The sequence below is a fragment of the Sphingobacterium sp. GQ94 genome (assembly GCF_059758715.1).
On record NZ_JCAXEC010000008.1, the window covers coordinates 16,095 to 39,622 of the forward strand.

Sequence of the window (23,528 nt, forward strand, 5' to 3'; positions counted from 1 at the left end):
AAGATTATGAAAAAGATATTCAAAAAAATTCAAATATTATCCCTGGCCTCAATTATTGGATTGGCCAGTAGTTGTAGTGACTTTTTGGAAACAGGGCCATCTGTTGATACCCCTGAAGAAACTGCATTATCCAATACTACAGGTTTGCAAATGATTCTAACCTCAGCCTATAGTCAGCTGTATTTTAATGCTGGCGGTAGTGACCGTGTGTATGCAGGCTTACCTGGTTTACAAATGTATGTTGATTTGGGCGCTTCAGATATCCTGTGTCATACGAATATGGGGGGAAACCAACTGGAAGCCTATGGATATGATCCAAAGAAAACCCAAGCAAATGGTAACGCTAGTTCCATCTGGTCGATGATGTATAAAATTATTAATCAGGTGAACAGTGTAATCGATAACGTTCCAAATGCGGTTGGTCCTCAAGAAGAGAAGGATGCCATTTTGGGTCAAGCGAAGGCTATTCGAGGAGTCTGCTACTTTCATCTGATACAGAATTATCAACAAACCTATGCCATTGCAAAAGATAAGCCAGGCGTTATCCTAAGACTTACCGGGGAAGATGATCAAAATCTACCACGTGCTACCGTTCAACAAACCTATGATCAAATTGTCTCAGATTTATTGGATGCAAAAGACCTGTTGTCTGCATTTGATCGCCAAGGAGAATGGTTCATTAATCAAGATGTAGTTACCGGACAATTGGCACGTGTATACTTGGTGATGAACGATTGGACCAATGCTTTGGAACAAGCTACTCAGGTGTATAACAAATATCCTCAACTGATGACAAGAGATCAGTATCGTGGGGGTTTTGATGACGTGATAAGCAAGAAATATCCTGAAATTATTTGGGCGGTAAAATACACTGATCAAAATAATTTAGGAGGTGGAACTCAGTTTAATTTTTGGTATAATCAGGACGCAAAATATGGTGAAGGATTCACAGACGGCCCAATTTATGCATTCCTTGATTTTTTTGCAGACGGGAAGTATGAGCAACTCTTTGAGAAAACAGAAGACCGTTACCAATTTTGGAAAAGAACCAATAATGCGAATGCAGAGTGGTCTAACAAATGGGCGTATGATAAATACAAACATTATGGAGATGCTAACGGTGCGGTTCAAGGCAATACACGTCCTGAAATCTCTCTTATGAGAAGTGCAGAAATGCTATTGATTATGGCTGAAGCTTCAGCTGAATTAAACAATGGTCAGGGACTGAACTATCTTACCAAACTCCAAAAAGCAAGAGGTGTTAAAAATGTAACTACTTCCAGCTCAGGAAATCTTCTTTTGGAGGCTATTTATACAGAGAGAAGAAAGGAACTTCTTTGTGAGGGTGTTACTGGACTCTATGATTTATTAAGACTTCAGAAGCCGTTGATTCGCTATCAAGAAACGCCAACCTATAAGGAGGGGCATTATACTTGGGGCGTATCTTATTTGAATGAGTATGTTGCTAATTCAGCAAATCCATACGGTACATTTGCTTCAAATGATTATAGATTGTTATGTCAAATTCCGCAATTGGAGATTGTCAATAACGAGGCATTAACGGAAGCAGATCAAAATCCATATAGCGGAACAAAATAGATTTTAAAGGTTAATTTCTGAGTCTTAATCAGACTTTTATTACGAAACAGGCCACCTTGAAATAGATTTAAGGTGGCCTGTTTTACGTTTGGAGCATGTCTTAGCTATTGCTAATTCTTACTGAATCTAAAGTTTGAAAAATAGTAAACCATATCCGCTGGTGGACTGAATGTCATGGACGGTTCTCCTCCAATGTTAATCACAATTACCCTGTTGTGTCTATCCACTAAGGAAGAAAGGTCGACTGTAATATCGGTCCATTTCTCTAAATTAGCCTCACTGATTTTGAAATCATCTGCATTGGCATTCCACAATTCCTGGCCAAAACTACTTTCTTCTTTAAAAGCCCATAAATAATTCATCACACGAGGCCAAATCCTTCTAAAAGGCGTGTACGCGCCTTCAAGACTAGATTTTGCGGGTGTGTAAACTTTAAACTTTAAATATCTGTATTCCGGAATATTAAACCGGTATTCTGTTGGTAAAGTAAATACGAAGGAGCCATTTTTATTGTCCAGAGTGGCTTTGATCGGATTGATTATGCCTGTGCCCGCTGGATAACTAGTCGCAGGGTTTACCAAAGTCATTCCCCACGCAGTTGTTTGAGCTTTCCCGTCCAAAAAGAAGTTCATAGGAATAAGGGTCTCCTCAGGAGTTGTCACCCATTCAATAATCCCATCGTGATCAAAGGGTTCAAGCAAATGGTCAATCCCCATTGAATTAGGAACATACTTTATTTTTTTAATTATACCCAATTCCAACAAATCGACCATTGTCTGGGCATTGGCATCAGAAATAGGGGATACTTTTCGAATGAATGGCATATATTCTCCTGCACCAATCGTTTTGACCACACCATTTTTATTGTAACTTAAGGTGGTTAATTCAAACAGCGTACCCCCGGTTAAATCCAATTCTTCCACATTGGGAAAATAAAACAGATCTTGCAAGGTATTGGTATGAACTGGGAATGTCAATTTTGTAAAAGAAGACACCCCATCTGAGGTGAATGTGCTAATTCCATTTGCCACCAGTATGTCCTTTTCAGCAGGATTAAATACTGTGGATCCTGTTGGGATAGCCACCGACAATGGTTTCACAATTTCTATAGAATCTAAAATGGGTACTCCACCGATTTTTGGTATGACGTTATACTTCATAGTCATCTCTAAAGGCACCCCAGACTGAAGATTAGCGGCAAAAATCCGGGGATTATCCGTTTGCATTCCGGTAATTTTCGCGCCGTCTTTATCGGTATATTCGTATTTTAGGCTTTTATAATCCATAAGAATGGACGATAGTGAAGTGGTCCAATCGAGTACTGCTGCATTTGGAGACGTTAATACCCGAGGAGAGGGAACGGTGATATTTTCGATATCCGTATTTGTATAAGGTATTACAGCTATCTCTTGTGGAACAGATTTGTTATCAAACTTATCAACAGTATACACTTTTATTCTGTACAGTTTGGGTTGATCTAGATTTTTGACATTAACCCAAGAGACCAAAGAGTCGATCACAATTTGCTGATCATCATATTCAATAATGGTCTTGATAGACTTTCCCATCGTAATTTGCTTGGAAGGAATTCGTCCAGCTTTCATCAGGTCCAATTCTACCCTTTGGTATCCAATTTTACTAACTATGGTGTCATATTTTGCCGGATATATGGTTACTTCCGAATAAGGTTCAATATTTTCATACATTCCCTTACATGAAAAGACTAACCCCAAGGCACCTATCAAAAAGAGATAGACGGCGAAGTTTTTTGATTTTTTCTTCATGATTGAAAATTAATTTCTTTTTTTACCAAATAGTGTAATCTCTGACAGACAGTTTGCATCCTCTAAGGTGTAGTTCCCATTGAAGCTTTTTACAGCCTCATACCTAAACCAACGAGTGGGTTTCGTGTATGCTGGTTCATCGGGATACATGTACGCCATATCACCCGCTTCACCCAGTTTAACAAATTCCAATTCACTTAGTCCTTGAGGAGTAGGGATCTTATTTTGAGAAACAAACTCCCAGGATTCGCTCGCGTCATCCCAGATATACATGTTATAGATACCAACATTTTCACTGCGGTAATACTGTCCTCTAGAAATATTGGCTAATCCACCAGAGTGACGCTGCACTGTTATAACGCGGCTTAATTCATAGTGCGCACCTAAGTCAATGATTATATTCCAAGGCATGTTACCATCATTTTTGCTGCCCGTACGTCCTCTACTATTGGTGTGCATAAAGTTTAAGTTATCCCCACGGTCAATGATGTCATCAACGACATATCTGGAGCGACCCTCAAGACCTTCTCCGAAAGCCATCGGAATACCACCAATTGAGTCGTTTGCTGCTGGCAACACCCAACTAGTTTTCGGGATTTTGTTGTCTTCGAACAAGGATATACTTCCTTTATCCATCGTTTCTGTTATATTCCCATAAATATCCTCTACACGGATTTTCACGGCCACCTTTTCAGTAGGAGGAAGAAATAAGTCATTTATAAAGCGACGGTCCTCGGCTAGATTTGACGAGAAAACTGAAGTAAGGGTTCTGGTTTCGCCTTCCATATTAAAAGTGAAATCGACATACACGTTGATGTTCTGTTCCAATTCATTTGTCCAGTCGACAAAGAAGGAACTGAATCCAGGTTTCACCTCAAGAGAATTCGCAACCCGGCTAAAAGCAGGCTCTAATGGCTCTACATTTACATTTAAGGGTTCTGATCGATTTCCAGCTCTATCTATCGCAAACAACTGGATCGAATGTTCTTTTGTGTCGGGAAAACCATAAACATCTAAAGAGTCAACAAAATAGGAAGATGAGAATGTATACGACTTTCCTTCAGCGTTTGTATAAATCGCCTCAATACTCAATAAATCCTCATCTTCAGGTGGGGTATAGAAAAAGCGTGCCCCGCCATAAAGTGATTTGTAACTTTTCAGGGTCACCTTCCCTGGAGGGGTGCCGTCATCACTATTCGGTTTGAATCGTTCGACCTCTTTACAGGCTGAAAACAGCACTATAATTAGTGTGATGTATATGAGTTTAAGTTTGTGTCTGGTCATAATTGTAAAATTAATTTGTCCTTTGGCTTTTTTTACCATCCTGGGTTTTGAATTAATTGTCCATTGGTGTTCATCTCGTTTAGACTAATTGGCCATAAACAATCAGTAATGGTAAACCGGCGTTCTTGTTTAACTTCTAATACGAAGAAAGAGGAACCGGTTGTTCCGGTATGTGTCCATCCCCAGACTGGTGAAGAAAAAGATGATGGTGCTTTTTTATATCTCCACATATCCCAGAAATGAATGCCTTCAAAGGCTAGCTCAATACTGCGCTCCTTCATAATAATTTCCCTTAAACCTTCTTTGGTCGTATGTTTATTGACCGTTTTTGCCAAAGTTGGATCTGACCAAACCTCTTCAACATTTGGAATGCCTGCTCTATTTCTAACTTTGTTTATTTCCGTGTAAACCGCCTGAGAAGGACCAGAGTATTCATTCAATATTTCGGCCTTCATCAGGTATAAATCAGCCATACGGATGATTGGATACGGGAATTTGATTGTTCTTTGCCAAGCTCCGGACTGCGATTCTGGATGTACAAACTTTTGGATACCGATTCCAGTTGTTAGAAAATCAGTCGTATGCTGAGAAGAATTATACCCACCATCTGAATTTCCATACATCATGGTATTAATGCGGACAGCATGTCCTCTCCAATATCCCGCTGTGATTCCTAAATTTGCATAAAAACGAGGTTCCCGGTCCATATAAAGATTGATCGTCTCGGCTCCCGGTTGCATGTATCCATTCCAGTGCGTATATTCTTCATCTAAAACACCAGGTGTCTGAATGATGTCATGTTTATGGTTAAAATCGTACGTTAAATCCTCGTCAATCGGCAATCCATTTTCTGTATAATAACGCTCTGCCATTTGATAGGTAGCGGCCATCCATTGCCAGGAGAATGATGCGGTATTAACCACTCCATCTCCATATCCTTCGGGCAGTCGAATGTTCGAAGAGTGTGCTAATTCTCCTTGATTATAGTAGTTTAAATTGGAGTTACCCCAAATTAACTCCTTATTCCAAGGATCTACAATTAACATTCTTAAATCATATAAGGTTCGCATACGTTCTTCGTTAGCAGAAAATGCATCTCTGTCAAAGATAAAGGGCTCTTTTTCAAAATGGTAAAGACCTAATCCGTTTGCCTCACAAATAGCGATAGCCTCATTAACCGCATCAAGGGCTACTTTCCATTTTTCTTTGTCTTCATTTAGTGGGAAAAATGGTTGTCCATCTTTATCCATAAAATCTCCGAAATATTCTCGGTTTCCATTAAAGAATGGACTTGCTCTAAATAACAAAACACGAGCTTTGATGGATTTTGCCACCACTTGGTCAATTTGGCCTAGGTTGTTTGAGGTGGCTCTTTCTGCTAAATCTGGGATAGCTTCATTCATCAGATTCAAGACATAGTCGAAACATTCTTCAACTTTTTTCCTAGGTAAGAACAGTTCTTCTTTGGTGGATTCCGGAGAAGCTACTTTTTCCGGAATGACAATCGGTCCATAGCGTTGTACTAAAAGAAAAGTAAAATATCCTTTTAAGAATTTTACCTGTGCTTTCCAATCTGCTTTTTCTGAATCGGTCATGTCTTTAACCTGATCAATGTTTGCTAGGAAAACTTCCGTTTGTCGAATTCCCTCATAAAGGGGTTTTCCTCCTTGAGATCCAGACCAGAACCCCAATTGAGGATTAGTTTGAGATTGTAGACCTCGCATAATGCGAATAGCCCGGAGGTTACTCTCTGTATTGTTTATATCCAGACGTCCAATCCATTCGTCTCCTAGTGTCCAGGAGGTTGTATGCGTTTGGTCGTCATTAGGTAAATAGCTGTATACTTTTGCTAAGGCATTATACGCATCTATTTTAAGGACAAATATATCCTCTAGCTTTAGCGTATTATCAGGGACTACATCCAGGAACTTTGTACAAGAACCCAACGTAACCATCATTGCGAGTAATAAAAATTTGATTGTCTTCATTTTTTGGTTCATTTAATTAATACACAAGTTGAATTCCTATGTTAAATCTTTTATTTGGTGGGTAACCTAAACCGTTTCTTCCTACCTCAGGATCCCAAAGTTTAAATGGGCTAAAAACATGTACATTTTCAGTACTGAAGTAAATACGACTTCCAGGATTTAACCCGATTCGTTTTAAGTTTTTAGGACTGTATCCGATTTCTAAAGACTTTAATCGCAGAAACGAACCATCTCTTAACCACCAAGAGGATTGCTGAACATTATTTGTAATAGGTTCAGTTGATAACCTAGGCCAAAAGGCGTGTATATTTGGGTTGGTTTCACTCCAGTAATCTTCGGCAATGATGGATAAGGCATTTCTTCTTCCGGCAAACGGTGCAATTCCATAATTCCCATTACTTGCTTGATCGGTTGCATTAATAAAGAATGAGACATTCTTGTTACCCTGTAAGAAAAATGATAGGTCAAAGCTTTTATAGCCCACCGACATCCCAAAACCATATTGGATTTCTGGTACCGTCGGGTACCCCATGGCCACACGGTCATTACTATTAACCACTCCATCACCATTGATGTCTTTGTATTTAATATCTCCGGCCATATATTCACCAAAATCTTGTATTGGGGAATTCAAAATTTCTTGTTCGTCTACAAATAGACGTTCTGCTAATAACCCCCACTGTTGGTTGATATTATTCCCTTGTCTTTTTAGGTACGTATCCGGATAATCTCTCTCATCTAACTCGTCTAATTTGTTCACAGCATAGGTGAAGTTAGCCCGTCCTGAAATCCATAAATCTGTTCCGAAAAATTTTTGATAATCGACTGAACCATCAAAACCTTGAGAACTTACTCTTCCAACATTCCCACTAACACTGGCCTCCAGACCGGCAGAAGCTGGGAAATTTTCCCTATTTAAGTAGATCTTACTACGAATATCTTTGAAGAAATCCCCTGTAAACTTTAAAGATTCATTCATGAAGTTCATCTCCACTCCTAAATTCCATTTTTCAGACTGTTCCCAGGTTATATCCGGATTTGCATACCGATTCACATTAAATCCATCGTATGCATTCATGAAACTTGTCCCCCATCGATAAGCTCCACCACCTAAGGAAATGTCTGAGAGGTAGAAGAATCGACCGCTCCTCTGTGCAATTGCATCATTACCCACTAATCCCCAGGTACCTCTTATTTTTAAGGTACTAATGGCTGATTTAATTGGTTCCCAGAATTTTTCATTCGATACCATCCAACTTGCCCCAAATGAAGGGAAGAATCCATATCGTTTTTCTCCAGTAAATTTTTCGGAACCGTTATAACCATAGGCAACCTCTGCAAAGTATCTGTTATCATAATCATAGGTTAAACGTCCTGAATTACCCATATTCCTTTCAGGAAGTGTTTCATAGATTGAGCGGCTATTTCCGGCGGTTAATAGTTTTTCCTCCATCATTCCAACAGTCATTAATCCAACATTGTGGAGGCCAAACATTCTATTCCAGTTCAGGCGAGCTTCAAAATAATAATGTCCATTAGCATCTCTTCCTGGAACGACCTCTCCAAGATACGCTTGACCCGTGGTTGGATTTAAAGGATATAGGGTATAATCTCCGCTAATTTGATTATAGGTTTCTAAATCATAGAAAAAAGGATTATAGCTTCTAGTACTAGAATATTTGTTCCAGGTGCTCACAGATCCCTTCCCTTGGACCTTTAGTCCTTCAGTAATAAAACCTAGATCCTGAGAAAGGGTAGCCATGGCAATAATGCTACTTTCATTCCGATCTTCATAACCTCGAACCATCTCCGCATACGGATTTGACTTAAGTGATCCAGTCACATAGGTATTACCGAAAAGGATATGATCAGTAAATTCATTTGCAGCATCGGGCTCGTAAACCGCTGGAAAATCGACAGGGTTACTGTTCATGATCATTCGGAAGATGTTACTCGCTGATTGATATGGTCCAGTATAACGTTCAAACCTTCCTTGTATTCTGGTGTCTAAGGTTGTGGTTTTAGTTAATTTAAAAATCACATTAGAACGAATAAAAATTCGGTTGATGTCAATGTTATTATTGAAATTATTTCGTGTATCTACATTCAGCAATCCAGTTTCTTTGTCGTAACCGGTCGATACATAGTAAGTGGCAACTTGTCCACCACCTGATAAATTGATGTTTGCTTTGGTATTGGTGGTTGAAGTTTTAAATAAGGTGTTGTACCAATCCGTATTTGGAAAAATCATTGGATCTAATCCTGCCGCGGTAGATTGAATTTTTTGTTCTGAATAATAAGCCCCCAATACAGGATCTCGGGTGATACGGGCCTGATTATACAACCTCATGTAATCAATTCCGTCAACCATATCAATGATTTTAGTTGGCATCGAGGTATTCACATCTATACGTGCATTTAGCTTCACAGGTCCTTCTTTACCTGCTTTTGTGGTAATCATGATAATTCCATTTGCTCCACGAGCACCATAAAGCACCGTAGCGGAAGCGTCCTTAAGAATGGAAAAACTCTCAATGTCATCCGGTTGTAGGCGTGCTAAATTGTCTGTGGTTGATTCAAACCCATCAATTAAAATTAAAGGGGAGGTTTGATACCCAAATGTGGTAACGCCTCGTATAAAAAACTGAGCGTTATCAGCCCCAGGTTCACCAGAGGTTTGATAAGAGATCACTCCCGGAATTCTTCCTGCGAAGGAACTGGTTAAATTGGAGGATGGTATTTTCAAATCCGAAGCTTTGACTGTCGTGATTGCCCCTACGACAGAAGATTTCTTCTGCGTACCAAAGGCTACCACCGTTACCTCGTCAATGCTACTTCCGTCCTCGTACATGATAATCTCAAGAATGTTTCGTGCGTCAACGGCTTGAGTCACAGTTTTCATTCCAATAGAACTAAACGATAGGCTATCGCCAGGATTTGCGGTAATCTCAAATTCTCCATTTTCATTAGTAGCTGTGGAAGGGACTTTGTTTTTCGATACGCTTACTCCTTGGATAAGTTCGCCATTGGTTGCACTTTTTACAACCCCGGTTATTTGCTTCTGTGAGAAAGCAAGAAATGGGACAAACAGGATTAAGATGAAAAACAGTAACTTTTCTATTGGTCTTTCCATAAGAATTAGGTTAGTGTTGGTTAATTATAAAAAATTGGTTGTATTAATATTGGCTGTTGAGTAAAGGTATATATTAGTCTTTAATATTCAAATAATTTAAACATTAAATAATTATGAATTGTTGAAAAATGTTAAAGAATGGCTGATATCTTGAATTTTTTTCTTTTAAAGTTTTAATTTTTCGTTTTAAATAGTAGTAATTTGTAACCGATTTCTAATATTTAAGATATATTTGATTCTAATCTAAACTTACCTTATGTCTAAAACATTCTTAATAGGAAGCCTTTTTATATTAAGTTCCTTGAATCTCTTTGCTCAAGAAACTGATTCCAGTTTTATCTTTTCATATTTTAGAGATAATGGTCAGGACGGATTGCATTTAGCCTTTAGCAAGGATGGGCTTTTATGGGAACCACTTAACGAGGATAGATCCTTTTTAAAGCCTGAGCTTAGTCCTGATAAACTAATGAGAGATCCATGTATTATAAAAGCTGATGGAAAATACCATATGGTTTGGACTGTCAGTTGGACACAAAAAGGAATTGGCTACGCCAGTTCTGATGATTTGATCCACTGGTCCGAACAACAGTATATTCCTGTGATGGAATACGAAAAGAATACTCGCAATTCTTGGGCCCCAGAGCTTACTTACGATCCTAGAAATAAAACATTTATGATTTACTGGGCATCTACGATTACAGGAAAATTTCCTGAGACTCAGATTGAAGCCGATAATGGATATAATCACCGGATATACTACACAACCACGAAGGATTTCAAGACTTACTCCAACACTAAGCTGCTTTATGAACCAGGTTTTAATTCCATTGATGCCACCATTTTGCCTTCTGGTAACCAGTGGATGATGGTTATAAAAGACGAGACCAGGGAACCTGCTCAGAAGAATTTGAAGTTAGCCTTTTCTGACAAGTTGGTTGGACCTTATTCTCAGTCAAGTGAACCCATTACGGGAGATTACTGGGCTGAGGGGCCAACAGTAATTCACCATCAGGGGGAGTGGTACATTTATTTTGATAAATACGTTGAAAATCGTTTTGGGTTAATCAAATCCAAGGACCTTCAATCATGGACCGATGTTTCAGATCAATTAAAATTGCCTGAGGGTATCCGTCATGGTACTATTCTTAAAATATCAAATAAAGAATTAAAAAAGCTAAAGGAAGTTTCAACCAAATAATGTTAATTCCCCTTAAATATACTTAATCTACTGGTCATGATAAACATCAATAGACCAAAGAGTGAGAACAAAGCAAATGAGTAACGAAGGCTGAATAGTTCAGCGATATAGCCTATTAAGGGTGGGCCCATTAAAAAACCCAAAAATGATATGCTTGAAACCATGGCTAAGGCAACTCCTGCAGGAATGGTTTTATGTTTCCCTGTAACGCTATACACGGTTGGTACGTTGCAGGCAACGCCTAGACCAACCAACATGAATGCTAAGGTACAGACCCATATATTAGGAAATATCACCGATGAAATCATCCCCAAAAACATCATAGCACCGCTAATTTGTAAGGTTCTTTGACGCCCGAGCTTGCTGATTACCGCATCACCCAAGAAGCGACCTAAGGCCATCATGACCATAAAGGAAGCATATCCTAAGGCAACCCATTTGGACGGAGCTTTCACAACATCATTAAAATACACACCACTCCAATCAAACATCGCTCCCTCTGTTGCCATACTAAAGAAGCCAATTATTCCTAACTGAATAATTAATGCATCGGGTTTATATTTTGATTTCTGTTCTTGTTTTTCTTTCGGGAGTTCGTCGATAAGATACCGTTTATTAAGGATAATATTCGCCAGTAGAAGAACAACAATTCCAATAAAGTGAGTTGAAGTTGAGGATTGAAAATTAATCGAAAACAAACCGATCAATGCCCCCATAAAACCTGCTAAAGACCAAGCGCCATGGAAAGAGGACATTATAGGTTTCCCATAAAGGTCTTCTGCTAAAACGCCCTGTGTGTTAACAGATATGTTGCATAGATTTCCAGCGATACCATACAAAAATAAAGAGGCTCCCAGCCACCATGCATTAGTGGAAAAAGCGATCAAAATTAGGATTAAACTATAAAATATGGAAGACCATGGCAATACCTTTCTACTTCCAAACCTATTTACTAATGCAGCTGAAAGCGGCATGGTCACAAGTTGACCAATAGGTAACATCAATAAGATGGTTCCTAATTCTGCTTCAGAAAGTGCTAGTGCGGATTTAATGGTCGGAATTCTACTTGCCCAGGTTGCAAATGCAAGCCCCTGCCCGAAATAAAACAAGGCAACCGCCATACGGATGCGGTTTTTCACGGATTGTGAAGCATTAATGCTTACATCTGTTAATGATGTCATTGTCTATATATTTTATGCAAATGTAGAATATTATTTAAAACAAATCATGTACTAAGTGTAAAATTTACACACTACTAGACGTTGTGATTAATTATCTGACAGTCAATAAAATAAAAATGAGTAAAAGTAGAATTTAAATAACGTTTTTAGAGGTCAGGTTTTGTGTTCTTATAGTTCTCTCGGTTCACTAAAGTCATCCTGATCCATGAGATACTTTAAAAATAGTCAGTATTTATCACTAGATGGTTTTGATTATTTTAATCTGACTTGTATCTTTGGACACATAAAAAGACTTCGTAGCTCAGTTGGTAGAGCAACAGACTCTTAATCTGTGGGTCCTGAGTTCGAGCCTCAGCGGGGTCACTTTCTAAAAAAGCCGTTTTTACTTGCGTAAAACGGCTTTTGCGTTTCTTAGGGTGGTTTTTGTAACTTCAGCCCTACCCATTTTGAAGCCTTCAAAGCGGTGTGTTTTGCATAGTTTTTTTGTTGAACTTCACGTAAATGCGTCACAAATACGTCCCTGAATTTTACGTGTTAATGAAAAAATTATGACAACCGTAACCGCTAAAGTTTATAATTGCATTATAAACTTTGATTATGAAAAACTAAATTAGCTTTATCAATTCTTGAAAGAGAGTTGGGGATCCTTTCAAAAGTCGAAACTTTAAATATTTTGGGAGGATTGGATCCAGTACATAGCGATGTTTGGGTCGTGGGTGGTGAAACATTTGTGTGGGATTCAAACAGAGGAATGTGGACTGGTCAAATTTCCGAGGTAGTTATTACACGAAACCCAACTGGAGACGAAAGCTTGAAAACAAGGGCATGCCGCTTATGATGCTTTTTGGCAATATGTTACGAATGATGGTAATTCAGGTAATTAATAAGGTGCTATGAAATTGTTTAAAAAAATATCTTTGATTGTTTTTTGTCTCATTCTAATAATTTTTGGATATGAGCTTGTCAGGAGGCGAGTTGGTGGTTTTGCAGGGTCTTATCCATTTGCTGAATCTTGGGAAGTTAATAAGACTATGGGTGAAATTGAGGATAATCTTAAGAAATTACATGAAAAGAATCCTGATATTTTTTTAGACAAGAATAACCTAGTTATAGAGCTTGATCATACTGGTCATTGGAAATGTGTTTCTTTCTCTTATAAAGAAAGAAATGAAATTGTTAAAGTTTTATTCAGAGAATTTGATAGGTATACACGAATTTTATTAGTTAGTTTTACAGATACAAATTCAGGAGAAGTTAAGCTTATGAATAAAGATTTTAATTGGTTTGAGAACAGAAAAGAGAAAGAAATTTTCGAATCTAGAATCTTAAAGTTTTTATAACTGGGAAGTCTACCAGTATGGTCAACGAGAAATTCGTTACATCCGTTAAGCTCTATACTATAAACCGTATCACGACCTCCGATATGAGGGTACAGGACAGCAATCTTGGGGTAGGTAGAATGTAAAATATTTTGTTTATATGTAATAATGAAGATAAAAAACAATCAATAAAGGTAATTATTTTTCGAATAACGTTCTTTAACTGATGACGCGCGGAATCGGATTTCATGGAATTTCATATATTTACGTTATTAATATACCAATACACAGCCTAGAATCGCTCATAATCTGGATATAACGATAGAACTTGGATAGTATATTGGTGGTCCATCAAGAATTAAAGGCTTACTATCTACGAATTTAAATGAAAATGGTGCGAAGAATATTCTTGTATTTGTTGGTTTATTTAGCAGGTTTTTTGGTCGCTAGCTGTAACCCCAACAAATGCGCTCGCCATGCGACTGGTATTAATGGTCGATATATCAACGACACGTTCCTTCAACAGTTTCCGGATTCGGTAGCGGGAAGCATCCATGGCTATTGTTATGAAATGAACTTCATCAGCGCCGACAGTGTGATGATCAACTACGGCTTTGAGCGAGGTACGTTGGGGTATGAAAAGAGAGGAGATTGTACATTTGCACTGCTTGCAGCAACGCAAAATTACGATCTGACTTTTACGTTAAATGAGGATAGCACTATTACCCTTCACGACAGTTCCTGGGTAATGCTCGATACCTCATGGGTAGGTGCCCCGCTGAATTCGGCATTCATAAAGGTGTCGGATATAAGTGGGTCTACATGGGGTTTTCAGCAATACTTGAACGAAAAATTCATAGCAGGCAACTATTTCCTATACAAGGGCGGTCAGCCTATAAGCGAGGAAGTCGTGTTTAGTGCCGATGGAGACGTAAGCGGATTGGCTGGTTACAACACTTATACCATCTGTTTCAGCGGCGACTGTGTACAAGAAACGAAAACACCGCATAACATAATCAGCTTTGGTAGCGACGGTAACATGGAGGACAGCTATGCCTTCAAAGTAAACCATAAAAACAGTAGCATAGCCTTTTATGCACTGGGCGGTCAGCTTAAAGATTCCGATGGAGAGCCAATGAAAGGTGGAAGAAGTGTGGAAAAACTGGTATTCGAATTAAAGAGCAGAAATCACTAAAACTGCATATATGATTTAGGAATAAGAAAATATACAAAAGAGAGCTAAATATAGTTTCTGGTGGCAAAAGCTCGACAACAATTTGTAGACATAAACCAAAATCCTATACTTACAGAGGAAACAATACAAATTTTTATAAAAATTTTTACCCCTTGCAAAACTATATCATCTAAACCTAAAAAACAGGTTATATAGGATCATCCATTAAGAAAAGGATGAAGAAGGGTGGATCGCGCAAGAAAGAGCTTATAACTAGATCATCACATTTCAAATTCGATTTCTTCGGATTAGAAAAGGTATAGCTTAGTCATTGAATCGGCATCTATGGTAGAAACGATCGATTAATGCTCTTCATACACTCTCAAAGTCAGCGGTACTTCGGTATCACTTAGATTCTTCATTTGAAAATAAAGGACACAAATCTTTCCTTCTTTATTAATTAAAATTTTCTGATTCTTGCCAATTACATAAGGAGGTTCAGCCAAGATGTCCGCATCCCAAAGTCTTCTGCCCAAGGGATCAGTTTTTAATAAAAATTGATATTGACCTAAATGCCCTACGGCATCACCTGAAACATATAGATCACCTTTCTGATCGTTTGAAATGGAATAAGGGTAGGTATTTGACATGTATCCAGCGGGTATATTTCGATAATGCGTACCCCAATTCAATTGTCCATTTTCCCAATTAATTTCACAAAGCCAGAGCTCTGATGGTATGTTATGATGCATCAAAATTACTGGATTTCCATTTAATGATTTAATAGTACTATAAGGAACAGTATTGTGTGTTTTTGGTAATATGGTTTCCCAAATTAGGTTATAATCCATATCATATCGTTGAAACATAACTTTAGGATCGTACACCAAATCCTCTTTAATATAAAAACTATTTGACGAAAAAACTCCCGTTTTATTCATAGTTAACAAGGCACCTATATCATCTGAATTTACATTGTTAGTCGTATATTTGTATTCTTTTCTTGATAGCACCTCTGCATCCTCATCAATGATAAAGTCCACTAGTTTGTGATTGAGTAAACTACCAGTGCTCAATGATTGATCATATTCAGAAGTTTTAACCTTGTAAGTTCCATCAGGTAATTCTTCTGTTCCATGATATCGTTGATTTTGTGTATTACTGATGGTTTTATTCCACAGAAAATTGCCTTGCAAATCTAATTTTGTAACCGTTATGATCGATTTTAGCGGACCTACGAAATCGGAGAAAATTAGATGACCACTTTTTAACAGCACCACTGCCGTTGGGTACTTAATATTGTCGCTTACATTCAAGTTTTTTTGATGCCAGAGTACTTTACCCTCTTTATTGATTTCTAAAGCGCTTGGATATGTTGTAAATTGAGGTCCGTTATGACAGGCATACAAAATGACATATGAATTTCGGTCTGTCTCCTTCATATCAACCACATGAACAAAGTTCTGAACATCAATCGTACTCGATAAGATATTGCGTAATCCCCTGGTCACAATTTTGATTTGGTTACTGTATTCAACCTTTTCAGAAATTCTAGATTTTATAAAGGCCCTAATATATAGTGTTTTAAAATGACCCATTCTATATAAGGTATCTGTCAATTTTTGATTATTTAAAATTCGAAACTCATCATCTATAGTTGGTGATGAATTTTCAGATATGCATATTCCCCATTCTTCAGATATATCCAGTGTCCTATTGCCTAATTCAACGTCAATTATGAGGTCATCCAATCCTGTCTGTTCATAGCTTTTAATACTGAATGAGTCAACAATTGGTTTTTGTATTTCTTGGGTAATTTCTTTTTTACATGAACTAAAAAAGGATAACAAGAGTATAGAAAGAAAAATAAGTTGAGATATCTGTTTTTTTAGGATTGAACAAGGAATGGATAAAATTTTCATGAATGATAATAAATGGACGCTATATTGCTTGAACAAAGATATAATTTTGAAGGACGATTAAATACATAATGGATCAAAATATGAACTTTCGTTAAAGAATTTTTCTGTGCCCCTAAAGGTTAATACCTCTGTGTGATTTTTACTCATTTTGCAGTACGTTTCTATAAGGGCAAGACCATCCTACCATTATCGTTTAAATAATTGACTTTAATTAAATTACGCATACTTGAAATGTAACCTTTTTAGTGAAAATTAACTAAAATCTTTCAGGTATTAGAGAAATTTTGGTAACTTAAAATTGTTAATCAATTGACGTTTAAAAATTTACCCAGTAATGGGCTAACCTTCAACCTATTTCTAACTATTAGGAGCCAACTGTTGCGTATGAAACGAACAACAATCTATGCTATAAGTTGGTTATTAAGTTTAATAACATTAATTGCATGCCATGGGAGCAGTACCCCAAAAAATTCGACGGTAAAACAGACCGTTGCGAATAAAAAGGGAGATTATATACGAGAAATAGAAGGAGATGATGAGGAAGTTTCTAAGGAAACAATGGAAAGAGGAAAAGTAATGTTATCCTATTCGGACTGCTATTCCTGTCATCGCAAAGATAGAAAAGCCATTGGACCCTCCTTCAGTGATATCAATTTAAGATATCCGAGAAAGCAGGTATTCATTCGGATATTGGCTCAGCGTGTTATCTTGGGAGGCAGTGGTTCTTGGGGCTATTCCGTAATGAGCGCCCACCCGAAGCTACAGATCCAAGATGCGGAAGCAATGGTGACTTACATTCTTTCTAATGTTAGTGAATAAAAATGGATCATTGAAATAGGGGAAATAAATACCCTGAAATATGTTTAAGCCTTAAGTAACATTATGACAGCTAGTAAACCTTCCTTTCCAAAACGTAACCTACTAGTAATTTGCGTAGTTTTTAGCGTACTGGGTTTGTTGATTTCACTCTTGAGTAGATGTAATTCTTCAGCGGATAATTCACTCTCTTCGGCAAAGGGAGAGTTTGTGTTGCCTAAATATGTAGATTTCAATTATCATATCAAACCCATCCTTTCGGACAAATGTTTTGCCTGTCATGGCCCGGATAATAATACCCGTGAAAGCGGGCTACGTCTGGATACAGAGAAGGGGGCATATCAAGCATTGGTCGAAAGTCCAGACAAACACGCCATAGTGCCTGGGAAGCCCAATATTAGTGAAGCTTTTCTGAGGATCACTTCTAAAGATGAAACTATCCGGATGCCCCCGCTCGCCTCAAACTTACCCCTAAGCAATTACGACATAAATTTAATTGAACTCTGGATAAAACAGGGGGCTGAATACAAGCCTCATTGGGCTTTTACCCCACCTATTGAACCCGAAATTCCTGAACAGAATAAAATTAAATGGGGAGACAATGTTATTGATAAGTTCGTGCTTGATAAAATGGTAAAATCAGGATTTGAACCTAATCCTCAAGCGGACAAAAATAGATTGTTACGCCGGGTGAGTCTGGATTTAACAGGGCTTCCTCCCGAAGAAGAAGTTATGGAACGCTTTTTAAAAGATACATCTGATCAAGCTTATGATCGTTTAATTGACGAATTGATAGCCTCACCGGCCTATGGCGAACAGATGGCTTTACATTGGATGGACCTCGCTCGTTATGCCGATTCCTATGGATACCAAGATGATGATATAAGAACGCAATGGCCCTGGAGAGATTGGGTGATCCATGCCTTTAATGAAAACATGTCTTATGATAAATTTGTGACTTGGCAATTGGCGGGTGATTTGTTACCCAATCCGACAAAAGAACAGATTCTTGCCACCGCATTTAATCGCAACCATAAAATAACCGAAGAAGGAGGTGTTGTTGAAGAAGAATACCGTGTTGCCTATGCCTTAGATAAAACAAATACCTATGCAAAAGGAATATTGGGTATTACGATGGAGTGTGCGCAATGTCATGACCATAAATACGACCCGTTCACCCAGAAAAACTACTATGGTATGTTCGCATTCTTTAATAACTCCTTGGAGAAGGGACTCGAAGGTCTCGTGAACTCTGGTCCTTCAAAGACTCCTCGGCTTACCCTTACCCAAGAGGACATTAAAGGAATATTGAACTTTATAAACCAACCGGAGGAAAATGGAGAGGTCTCCGTTTCTGTGATGGGAGAACGTGACAGCATCAGACCTACTTATATCCTAGATCGGGGGGTGTACGATTCTCCGAAGGAACGCGTTTATCCTCAAACCCCTCAGGCAGTTCTTCCCTTTGACAGTACAAAATATGCCTCCAATAGATTGGGTCTTGCGCAGTGGACGTTCAGTGATAAAAACCCGCTGACCTCACGTGTGTTCGTCAACCAAATGTGGGCTATGGTATTTGGACGTGGACTAGTTGCCTCAGTTGCTGACTTTGGAAACCAGGGAGATCTGCCAAGCCATCCGGAGCTATTGGACTGGTTAGCATTGGATTTCCAGAAAAGCGGTTGGAATGTTAAGCGATTAATGAAGCAATTGGTTAGTTCAAAAACTTATCAGCAGTCCTCTAAAATCACCAAAAAACATTTAGAAGTAGATCCTGACAACATTTACCTTGCAAGGGCAAAACGAATACGATTGCCTGCTCAGATGATTCGGGATCAAGTGCTAGCAACAAGCGGTTTGTTAAACAGGAGCATTGGCGGACCAAGTATAAAACCTTATCAGCCCGATGGGATTTGGGAAGTGAGTAGTTCGGGACGAGGTGCACTTGCTCAATACGTTCAGGATCATGGAGAGGATCTATACCGGCGAGGGCTGTACGTGTTTTTTAAACTAACATTGCCTCCTCCCAATATGCTGATCTTTGACGCCAGTAATCGTGATGCCTGTGAGGTGCAGCGCAACCGCACCAACACGCCATTACAGGCTTTGGTAATGATGAATGATCCTGCTATTCTAGAGGCCTCGCGAGTATTCTCCTCTAAATTAATTGCCAAATTCCCCGATGTAGGTCATTCCAATTATATAAAGAAGGCCTTTAAAAGAGTGTTATGCCGAGACGCCACGGAAAATGAGCTCGAACTGCTGAATCAATATTATGTAGTGGAACTTGAACGTTTTACTAAGAAGAAAGAAGATGCAAAAGCATTTTTGACTGTTGGAGAAGCCCCAATTGACCCTAAGATTTCTAAAGAGAAATTAGCAGCTTTGATGTCTGTGGTACATGCTATCTACAATTTGGAGGAGACATTGACCAAAGGATAAGGAATACTTATCGATAAATTGATTTTTTATGAAGAAGACTGATCACAATTTTGATAAAGAAGTAAAAGAGGCGCAACTGTTCCAAAACCGTAGACAATTTCTGTCTAGCCTGAGTGTTGGGATTGGGAGCGTAGCCTTAGGATCGTTATTGATTCCTGATTTGTTTTCAGGAAAACCCGGAAGTCAGGAAGCTTTTGAAAAAGCGCTTCCCCACTTTGCTCCTAAAGCAAAGCGTGTCATCTATTTATTTCAATCTGGAGGTGTCTCCCAGCTGGAATCATTTGACTATAAGCCAAAATTGAGGGAAATGATTGGCCAGGATCTGCCTGCATCAATCAGGGGTGATCAGCGGCTGACCGGAATGACAGCAGGTCAAGCTAATTTTCCGTTGGTAGGATCGTATTTTGATTTTGCTCAGTATGGGCAAAGTAGAGCATGGGTAAGTAGTCTTTTTCCACATATGGCAAGCGTCGTTGATAACCTTTGCATTATTAGATCCATGCATACAGATGCCATCAACCATGATCCAGCGATTACTTTTTTTCAAACAGGTTCTCAACAAGGTAGCCGAGCGAGCATGGGAGCCTGGTTGAGCTATGGTTTGGGAAGTGAAAATCAGAATTTACCCGGATTCTGTGTGCTAGTCTCCAAAGGAAAAGGAAATGGACAAGGTGTATACTCGAAATTATGGACCAATGGATTTTTAGATTCAGTTCATCAAGGCGTGCAGTTCATGGGGGGGCCTGACCCGGTGCTATACTTGAACAATCCCGAAGGAACCACTAAAGCGAGTCGTAGAAAGCTCCTTGACAAACTCGCGGAACTCAATAGTCTGCAGTATGAAACTTTTGGGGATCCTGAGATAACCGCAAAGGTCCAACAATACGAAATGGCTTATAGAATGCAAACCTCAGTGCCAGAGGTGACGGACCTTTCCAAAGAACCTGACCATATCATTAAGTTATACGGCCCAGAATGTCTGGTGCCTGGAACATATGCTGCTAATTGTCTTCTGGCTCGTAAACTATCGGAAAATGGGGTTCGATTTGTACAACTCTACCATCAAGGCTGGGATCAACACGGAGGCCTACCGGCAGAAATGACTTTACAAGCAAAAGATGTCGATCAAGCTTCTGCAGCTTTGATCACTGATCTTAAACAGAGAGGCTTGCTTGATGAGACGCTGGTTATATGGGGAGGTGAATTTGGAAGAACCAACTATTGTCAAGGCGGCCTTACGGTTGACAATTATGGACGTGACCATCACCCTCGCTGCTTTAGTGTCTGGATGGCTGGGGGAGGAATAAAACCTGGAATGGTTTACGGAGAGACGGACGAACTTGGCTATAATATTGTAAAGGACCCAGTACATGTCCATGATTTTCATGCCACCATCCTGCATACTCTTGGTCTGGACCATGAAAAACTAACCTATAAACATTTGGGCAGAAGATACCGACTCACTGATGTAGCGGGTAATGTAATTAAAGATATTCTAGCTTAACAGCAGTTAAATGAGCATAAGGAATTGGCATTTCAATATACTGATAGGATTAAATAGTTTTATCATTTTCTTCACGCTGTTCGAAAACAGCATACAAATTCCTGTTTTTTTGCAGGTCATCGGCAGACTGCATCCCCTGTTGTTACATTTCCCCATTGTCCTGCTTATTATTTCCTGGCTAATGTACTTGTTCCGCATTAAGATCCGGAAGGATGTCCCTAAAATCAACTCGGTCATTGATTCATTTATGCTTATCAGTGCCTTTTTAATTTCCGTAACGGCAATTATGGGCTTGTTGCTTTCAAAGGAAGGGGGACATGACGGGAATAGTTACCTATGGCATAAATACACAGGAATAATGCTTTCTTTATTATCGCTCGGGCTCATTGGATATCTACGCTTTAATCAACCTAAAATATACCATCCCCTGTTTACAGCTGGGGTGAATCTGTCCATGGTCCTGCTTCTTTTAGTCGGCCATTTTGGAGCAAATCTCACTCACGGAGAAGATTTTCTATCTGCTCCCCTAGTCACTAAAACATCCAAAGAACTGGATATCGAAAATGCGATGGTATTTGAAGATGCGGTGATGCCCATCCTGCAGCAAAAATGTATGGGTTGCCATAACTCAAGTAAATCTAAGGGTGATTTAATACTATCAGATAGCTCCTCTATCCAAAAAGGAGGGAAAAACGGAAAATTATTTCTGGCCGGAAATCCAGCCACCAGTTTAATGATACAACGCCTGTTGTTGGATATCGAAGACCAGCACCGCATGCCACCAAAAGGTAAACCACAATTAAGCATCGATGAAATATCACTACTTAAGGCATGGATCCAGAATGGTGGTAAGTTTAATGTTCCATTGTCGGCATTCAGTGAACAGGATACCTTATTTCAGTCTGTGAAAACAGTTTATGGCTTGCAGAATTCCGAAAGCTATGATTTTGAACCAGTAGATCAGCAGCTTATTGAAAAATTAGCAACACCTTATCGGGTTATAAATCGAATAAATGCGACCTCGTCGGCCCTAAACATCAATTTTTATGGCAAAGATTTTTTTAACGATCAATCACTTCCAGAGCTAATTCCGATCGCTCAGCAGATCGTATCGATGAATTTAAGTTCTATGCCGCTAAAACTAGGTGATATCCATACCTTAAAAAAATTTACGAACCTAAGGATTCTGAATTTGAATAACACGGGTCTCTCAAATACTGATCTTGTTTTGTTGAGTGATTTGGAAAATCTGAAAAGTATTAGCCTTGTTGGAACGGAAATAAAAGGCGATGGATTGAAAAAAATTGCAAAAATGCCAAACATCCGTAAGATTTTTGTCTGGAATACGACAATAGGTTCGAAAGAATTGGAAAATATAAGAAAAGAAATTCCATCCGTTCGGATTGATGCGGGAACTAAACTAGACGATAGTCAAAAATTGGTGTTGACATTACCTAAAATCAATCCGGCAAGTAGTTTTTTCTTGAACAAATTAATGGTCTCCCTGGCTCACCCAATTTCAGGCGTACAATTGAGGTATACTCTTGATGGATCTAGCCCAGATAGCTCTAGTGCATCTATTTATCAAAACCCTTTTATGGTTGAAAAGGATGCCCTGTTACGCGTAAAAGCCGTTAAAGAGAACTGGCTTCAGAGTAATGAGGTCTCTCGAAATTTTCTTCTAGCATCATTTATTCCAGCAAGAGTGAAACTAGAGAGCAAACCAAATCATCTTTATAAAGCCAGGAGGGAGCTGAGCTTTTTCGATTTGGAAAGTGGCGGGGAGAATCATGCTGATGGCAAATGGATTGGTTTTCAGGGCAACGATCTTTCGAGCTGTCTTTTTTTTGATCACCCTGTTCAATTGAATACACTTTCCCTGAGTATCAAACAAGAATACAACCAACATATTTACCCCCCAGAATCTATTGAGCTTTGGGGAGGAGAAGACTCCGTGCATTTAAAGTTGATGGGGAGAGTTGATTTGGTTTTAGAAAAACCAGATCAAATGCAAAGAAGGAGAATCATTACGTGTCCTGTCCCGGGTGAGAAGGTTCGTGTTATTCGATTAAAAGCAAAACATTATTCAAAGATTCCCGAAGGTTTTCCTGGCAATGGCTCAACACCTTGGTTATTTGTGGATGAGATTATTTTAAAATAAAGGAGAAGCGTCAAATTTTAGGG

The 23,528-nt window shown here is 38.8% G+C and carries 14 protein-coding genes and 1 tRNA gene; 9 read left to right on the top strand and 6 right to left on the bottom strand.

Features of this window, described 5'->3' with window-relative positions:
• Nucleotides 1–6 precede the first annotated feature (6 nt).
• Nucleotides 7–1,599: a RagB/SusD family nutrient uptake outer membrane protein gene (locus AC6CHH_RS09010; RefSeq protein WP_498281980.1), complete on the top strand. Its 1,593-nt coding sequence runs from the start codon at nt 7–9 to the stop codon at nt 1,597–1,599.
• A 110-nt stretch (nt 1,600–1,709) separates the two neighbouring features.
• Here AC6CHH_RS09010 and AC6CHH_RS09015 read toward each other — a convergent pair whose 3' ends face one another.
• The 4 genes from AC6CHH_RS09015 to AC6CHH_RS09030 are packed head-to-tail and all read right to left on the bottom strand — an operon-like array spanning nt 1,710 to nt 9,788.
• Complete coding sequence (locus AC6CHH_RS09015) at nt 1,710–3,383, bottom strand: hypothetical protein (protein WP_498281982.1); 1,674 nt, start codon at nt 3,381–3,383, stop codon at nt 1,710–1,712.
• A gap of 9 nt (nt 3,384–3,392) precedes the next feature.
• Nucleotides 3,393–4,667, bottom strand: a complete 1,275-nt coding sequence (locus AC6CHH_RS09020) for a DUF4959 domain-containing protein (protein WP_498281984.1) — start codon at nt 4,665–4,667, stop codon at nt 3,393–3,395.
• 32 nt (nt 4,668–4,699) lie between these two features.
• Entirely contained in the window at nt 4,700–6,655 is a 1,956-nt protein-coding gene (locus tag AC6CHH_RS09025) for a RagB/SusD family nutrient uptake outer membrane protein (RefSeq protein WP_498281986.1), read from the bottom strand.
• 16 nt (nt 6,656–6,671) lie between these two features.
• Nucleotides 6,672–9,788 (bottom strand): SusC/RagA family TonB-linked outer membrane protein, encoded by a 3,117-nt coding sequence (locus AC6CHH_RS09030; RefSeq protein WP_498281988.1) that lies wholly within the window; start codon nt 9,786–9,788, stop codon nt 6,672–6,674.
• 256 nt (nt 9,789–10,044) lie between these two features.
• Here AC6CHH_RS09030 and AC6CHH_RS09035 point away from each other — a divergent pair, with 256 nt between their 5' ends.
• On the top strand, nt 10,045–10,986 hold the full coding sequence (locus AC6CHH_RS09035; protein ID WP_498281990.1) for a glycoside hydrolase family 43 protein: 942 nt from the start codon (nt 10,045–10,047) through the stop codon (nt 10,984–10,986).
• 2 nt (nt 10,987–10,988) lie between these two features.
• Here the strand turns inward: AC6CHH_RS09035 and AC6CHH_RS09040 are convergent, their stop codons facing one another.
• Entirely contained in the window at nt 10,989–12,167 is a 1,179-nt protein-coding gene (locus AC6CHH_RS09040; RefSeq protein WP_498281992.1) for an MFS transporter, read from the bottom strand.
• A 290-nt stretch (nt 12,168–12,457) separates the two neighbouring features.
• Between AC6CHH_RS09040 and AC6CHH_RS09045 the strand changes: the two genes are divergently transcribed.
• The 3 genes from AC6CHH_RS09045 (at nt 12,458) to AC6CHH_RS09055 (ending at nt 14,681) form a co-directional block, all read left to right on the top strand.
• Nucleotides 12,458–12,530 (top strand) — tRNA-Lys (locus AC6CHH_RS09045).
• A 530-nt stretch (nt 12,531–13,060) separates the two neighbouring features.
• Nucleotides 13,061–13,507 carry a hypothetical protein gene (locus AC6CHH_RS09050; RefSeq protein WP_498281994.1) on the top strand — a complete coding sequence of 149 codons (447 nt, stop codon included), beginning with the start codon at nt 13,061–13,063 and terminating at the stop codon, nt 13,505–13,507.
• A 370-nt stretch (nt 13,508–13,877) separates the two neighbouring features.
• Nucleotides 13,878–14,681, top strand: coding sequence for a hypothetical protein (locus tag AC6CHH_RS09055; RefSeq protein ID WP_498281996.1), 804 nt, complete (start codon nt 13,878–13,880; stop codon nt 14,679–14,681).
• Between the two features lie 341 nt (nt 14,682–15,022).
• Here AC6CHH_RS09055 and AC6CHH_RS09060 read toward each other — a convergent pair whose 3' ends face one another.
• Nucleotides 15,023–16,582 (bottom strand): hypothetical protein, encoded by a 1,560-nt coding sequence (locus tag AC6CHH_RS09060; RefSeq protein WP_498281998.1) that lies wholly within the window; start codon nt 16,580–16,582, stop codon nt 15,023–15,025.
• 384 nt (nt 16,583–16,966) lie between these two features.
• Between AC6CHH_RS09060 and AC6CHH_RS09065 the strand changes: the two genes are divergently transcribed.
• The 4 genes from AC6CHH_RS09065 (at nt 16,967) to AC6CHH_RS09080 (ending at nt 23,505) form a co-directional block, all read left to right on the top strand.
• A complete protein-coding gene (locus AC6CHH_RS09065; protein WP_498282000.1) occupies nt 16,967–17,401 on the top strand; it encodes a c-type cytochrome in 435 nt (144 codons plus the stop codon).
• 63 nt (nt 17,402–17,464) lie between these two features.
• Nucleotides 17,465–19,840, top strand: a complete 2,376-nt coding sequence (locus AC6CHH_RS09070) for a PSD1 and planctomycete cytochrome C domain-containing protein (RefSeq protein WP_498282002.1) — start codon at nt 17,465–17,467, stop codon at nt 19,838–19,840.
• Between the two features lie 28 nt (nt 19,841–19,868).
• Nucleotides 19,869–21,344, top strand: a complete 1,476-nt coding sequence (locus AC6CHH_RS09075; protein WP_498282004.1) for a DUF1501 domain-containing protein — start codon at nt 19,869–19,871, stop codon at nt 21,342–21,344.
• 10 nt (nt 21,345–21,354) lie between these two features.
• Nucleotides 21,355–23,505, top strand: coding sequence for a c-type cytochrome domain-containing protein (locus AC6CHH_RS09080; protein ID WP_498282006.1), 2,151 nt, complete (start codon nt 21,355–21,357; stop codon nt 23,503–23,505).
• Nucleotides 23,506–23,528 lie beyond the last annotated feature (23 nt).